The organism is Wolbachia endosymbiont of Nasonia oneida, from assembly GCF_009012935.1.
GTDB lineage: Bacteria > Pseudomonadota > Alphaproteobacteria > Rickettsiales > Anaplasmataceae > Wolbachia > Wolbachia pipientis.
In genome coordinates, this window is sequence record NZ_QESS01000033.1 from 1 (window position 1) to 4,437 (window position 4,437).

At 36.7% G+C, this 4,437-nt stretch carries 6 protein-coding genes and 2 pseudogenes; 7 read left to right on the forward strand and 1 reads right to left on the reverse strand.

Going from position 1 to position 4,437, the window contains the following annotated elements:
• The 7 genes and pseudogenes from DEF52_RS05810 to DEF52_RS05840 form a co-directional block, all read left to right on the forward strand.
• On the forward strand, positions 1–644 hold a 644-nt coding region (locus tag DEF52_RS05810; protein ID WP_179951371.1), incomplete at its 5' end, for a terminase gpA endonuclease subunit.
• Positions 637–870, forward strand: a complete 234-nt coding sequence (locus tag DEF52_RS05815; protein WP_151808117.1) for a gpW family head-tail joining protein — start codon at positions 637–639, stop codon at positions 868–870. The genes DEF52_RS05810 and DEF52_RS05815, both read left to right, overlap by 8 nt.
• Before the next feature lie 40 nt (positions 871–910).
• Positions 911–1,171 (forward strand): hypothetical protein, encoded by a 261-nt coding sequence (locus DEF52_RS05820; protein ID WP_077188256.1) that lies wholly within the window; start codon positions 911–913, stop codon positions 1,169–1,171.
• Positions 1,162–1,443: a type II toxin-antitoxin system RelE family toxin gene (locus tag DEF52_RS05825; RefSeq protein ID WP_010962706.1), complete on the forward strand. Its 282-nt coding sequence runs from the start codon at positions 1,162–1,164 to the stop codon at positions 1,441–1,443. Before DEF52_RS05820 ends, DEF52_RS05825 begins: the two co-directional genes overlap by 10 nt.
• A 102-nt stretch (positions 1,444–1,545) precedes the next feature.
• A complete protein-coding gene (locus DEF52_RS05830) occupies positions 1,546–2,967 on the forward strand; it encodes a phage portal protein (protein WP_151808118.1) in 1,422 nt (473 codons plus the stop codon).
• 7 nt (positions 2,968–2,974) lie between these two features.
• Positions 2,975–3,985 carry a S49 family peptidase gene (locus DEF52_RS05835; protein ID WP_179951372.1) on the forward strand — a complete coding sequence of 337 codons (1,011 nt, stop codon included), beginning with the start codon at positions 2,975–2,977 and terminating at the stop codon, positions 3,983–3,985.
• A 67-nt stretch (positions 3,986–4,052) separates the two neighbouring features.
• Positions 4,053–4,208: pseudogene (locus tag DEF52_RS05840) on the forward strand (head decoration protein); the annotation flags it as partial.
• Between the two features lie 15 nt (positions 4,209–4,223).
• On the opposite strand, the pseudogene DEF52_RS05845 reads toward DEF52_RS05840, so the two are convergent.
• Positions 4,224–4,437, reverse strand: a pseudogene (locus DEF52_RS05845) (transposase family protein); the annotation flags it as partial.

Below are 4,437 nucleotides of genomic sequence, written 5' to 3' on the forward strand. Positions count from 1 at the left end.
TCTGGTTCGTTTTTTACCATTCCTTCCTTAACTTAATGGCAGTGAAGCTTTCGGAGCTCCTCAATCATCATTTTATCGGTGAAAATGGTCTTGAATACATGATAAGCATGATGGCAGTTGATGCAGGTTATGCAACGCAGGAAGTATACAATTGGGTGAGAGGTCATCAAGGATCGGGAAGAGTAATGGCAGTCAAAGGTGTAAATAAAGCCCTAGTGCCACTTAGCAGCCCAAGTAGAGTAGATATAACAGTTGGTGGTCAAAAGCTGAAAAGAGGAATAAAGCTATGGCCAGTTGGAGTATCGATATTAAAGTCAGAACTTTTTCAATTACTTAATGTTTTAAAGGACGGTGAAGAAGCTCCAGCAGGATACTGTCATTTTCCCGAGTATGCACCTGAATATTTTAAGCAGCTAACGGCAGAGCAATTAGTCAGCAAAGTAGTAAAAGGTTATACCAAACAAGAGTGGCAAAAGGTAAGAGAAAGAAATGAAGTATTAGACTGTAGGATTTATGCAAGAGCTGCATCTATTGCGCTTGGAATCGATCGTTGGCCAGAGAGTAAATGGAATAGTTTGAGTGGAAAAATGGAAAGTAAAAAACCTAAAAAAGTGAGACAGAGTAAGTGGTTGAAAAATGTATAACGAAGAGTATTTAGTTCAAATTGAAGAAGCGATAAAGAAGCTGCAAAGCGGAGAACGAGTTGTCTCAATTGCATATGGTGACCATGTTGTGAGATATGCTGAAGTTCAGATAAATGATTTGCTAAGCTTAAGACAACGTATTAAAGCTGAACTGAAAGTTGCAGGTGTGAAGCCAAAGAGGAAAATTGTCTTTTCAACGAGTAAAGGGATTGACAAAATTATGTAAAAGTGTTAGAATTCGAAGTTGATATCTTGCAGTGAATAATATGGATCAAAATCAAGGAAGGATTAATGTTAATGTAAATTTTGAGGGGGAGTTTGCTCATTACCTTATAGAAATGGCGAAAGTTCAAAATAGACCTATAGAAGAGATTGTAAAAGATCTAGTAGAAGAAGAACTTGAAGTAAGTAAACTATCTGAAGGTGACGAAATGGATGAAGGAGAAATAGCTCTACTTGAACTTGCTGCTAAACGTAATGTTCCTGGAGCAAAAATAATTAGGCATGAAGATATCAAGTGGGAATAATTTACCAAATTGGTTATTTAGAAGGTGTAGATACCGAAGATCTTCCTTCTCTCCCGAAAACAATACGGTTAAGGGTGCAAAAAGCTATAGAAAAACGTCTCACAATTATTCCTGATAAAGTAGGTGAGGCTTTATCGCATAAATGGGTAGGCTACTTTAGGTTGCGTGTTGGCGATTATCGAGTCATATACTTAATAGATAACTCAGAGCACATGGTCAAGATTGCAGCAATAGGACATCGAAAAGAAATTTATAAACGTAGTCCAGAGTAATGACTCTCTACATACAATCTGTTAAACAAATTCTCTAGCAACTTGCTATAATTTTTCAATGTCAAATTGTGCAACAACTTGCTGCATAATTAAAGAGGCAAAATGTTATTAAAATCATTCAAGCAATTATTTAACAAACCAAAGATAAAAAGCTCTGCATGGGATGCTGCAGGATCAGGAAGAAGAGTAGTGTATTGGCAACCGGAGAAAAGTAATATAAATAGCTTACTCTCTCAAAGCCTTGAAACTTTACGTAGTAGATCACGTGATATGGTGAGAAAAAATCCATATGCAGCAAATATCATTGATACAATAGTGAGTAACTCTATTGGAACAGGAATAAAACCACAATCAAAAGCAAGAGATGGAGAATTTCGAAAGAAAGTACAAGAATTATGGCTAAAATGGACAGATGAAGCAGACAGTAGTGGAGTAAGTGATTTTTATGGATTACAAGCTCTAGTATGCAGAAGTATGATAGAGGGAGGAGAATGTTTTATACGTTTAAGAACGAGAAAGCTAGAGGATGGATTTTCTGTACCATTGCAACTTCAAGTATTGGAATCAGAGCATTTAGACAATAAGAGCAATCAAACACTAGCCAATGGTAATGTAATAAGAAACGGGATTGAGTTCAATAGACTTGGGCAAAGAGAGGCATATTACTTATTTAGAGAGCATCCAGGAGAAGGTTCGTTTGGAGAATCAGTAAGAGTACCAGCAAATGATGTTTTACATATCTATAGACCATTAAGACCTGGGCAAATCAGAGGGGAGCCATGGCTTTCGAGTATACTTCTGAAACTTTATGAGCTTGATCAATATGATGATGCAGAGCTGGTGAGAAAGAAAACTGCAGCAATGTTTGCGGGATTTATTACGAGACTTGATCCTGAAGCAAATATTTTAGGAGAAGGTGAAGCGAATGAGCAAGGAGTAGCACTATCTGGCCTGGAACCTGGAACAATGCAGCTTTTAGATCCAGGTGAGGACATAAAATTTTCAGAACCATCAGACGTAGGAGGAAGCTATGAAGCATTCATGAGACAGCAACTGAGGGCAATAGCAATAGGCACAGGGATAACATACGAACAACTAACAGGAGATTTAACCGGTGTTAATTATTCATCAATCAGAGCAGGATTAATAGAGTTTCGTCGTAGATGCGCTATGCTGCAACATAACATTATGGTATTCCAATTTTGCAGACCAGTATGGAGTAGATGGCTAGAACTTGCCACTTTATCTGGAGAGCTTTCTACAACAGATAATCAAATATTTAAAGAAGTGAAATGGATACCACAGGGATTTGATTGGGTGGATCCACTGAAAGATCAGCAAGCACAGCAAATGGCGGTAAGGAATGGATTTAAGAGTCGATCGGAAGTAGTATCAGAAATGGGTTACGATGTAGAAGAAATTGACCAAGAAATAGCAGAAGATCAAAAGCGTGCTAATTCTTTTGGACTTTGTTTCGATTCTGACGTTAACCATAAAAGGGGAGGAAGTAGTGTGGATAAATAAACCAGTAATGCTAGAGAGAAGAAGCTTTGAACTATTATCATTATATAATAGCAAACAACCTATCTTTAAGAACTTAAAGCATTTTCATATAAACCCAAAAGGAATAGCAATAATACGTATTTATGGAGTTTTGACAAAAAAAACAGAAGCTTTTGATCATATTTTAGATATGACTTCGTATGAAAATATTCATGAAGAGATAGAGAGCGCTTTAGAAGATAAAAGCATAGAGACGATTCTACTTGACATAGACAGTCCAGGAGGGGAAGTAAACGGTGTCTTTGACCTAGCTGATTTTATTTATGAATCAAGAGCAAAAAAGAGGATAATAGCGATAGCAAATGATGATGCATATTCTGCTGCGTACGCTATAGCCTCTAGCGCTGAAAAGGTATTTGTGAGTAGAACTTCAGGAGTAGGAAGTATTGGAGTAATAGCAAGTCACATAGATCAAAGTAGGTTTGATGAAAAGCAAGGTATTAAGTACACCACAATCTTTGCTGGTAGTCGAAAGAATGATTTAAACCCGCATGAGCCAATGACGTCTGAAAGTCTAGGAAGCTTACAAAAAGAAGTAGACCGACTATATGAAATGTTTGTGCAACTGATAGCAAGGAACAGAGGTCTTTCAATTGAAAAGATTCGATCAACAGAGGCAGGGCTATATTTTGGTGAGAAAGCAATAGAAATAGGTCTTGCAGATGGAGTTACAACATTTTTTGAATTTATCAATAATCATAAAAGTAGGAGTGTTAGTATGACAACTAATGAGTTAACTGAGGAAGGCTACGAGAACTGTCGTAGAGAAATTTTAGAGATAATAAGATTATGTAATATATCAAAGATGCCAGAAAAGATAGGAGAATTTATTGAGCAAAGCGTAAGTGTTGAGCAAGCCAGGGAAGTTTTAATGGAACTGCTAGCAGAGCGAACGAAGAAGACAGAAATACTGAGTGCAATACCACAGAATTCAGGAGAAGATTTAATGATACAGGTAGCAAGAAGTCGTAGGAGTTAAAGTATTTTTATAACCGCCGTATATAGCATTGATAAAAGCGACGGTAAGCAGTTAAAGAGAGAAATTTATGAGTTGTATAATCGAACAAAATAATCTAGGTGACTTATTAAAGTATGAGGTATCAAGTCTATATTCAAGAGACCAAATAACTGTAGCGAAAGGTCAAAATATTAAACTTGGTACAGTAGTTGCCAAGAAGACAGATGATGGTTTTATTAGAGTAGACCTCTTTCGAAACTCATATAGACAGCTCAAAATTGTGAATTCCTGCTATAAAATTGAATCTCAAGCCAAAACGTTTTCTCCGATTGCGGTATCTGTCTGCAATAATTTTGAATCTTTTTAACAGACCAATTACATTCTCAACTACTACTCTTTTGCTTGCTAGCTCCCGATTTTCTACCTTTTTTTTCCTTAATTAAGGGACTCTTTTTCATCCTTCTGTGTGGCAA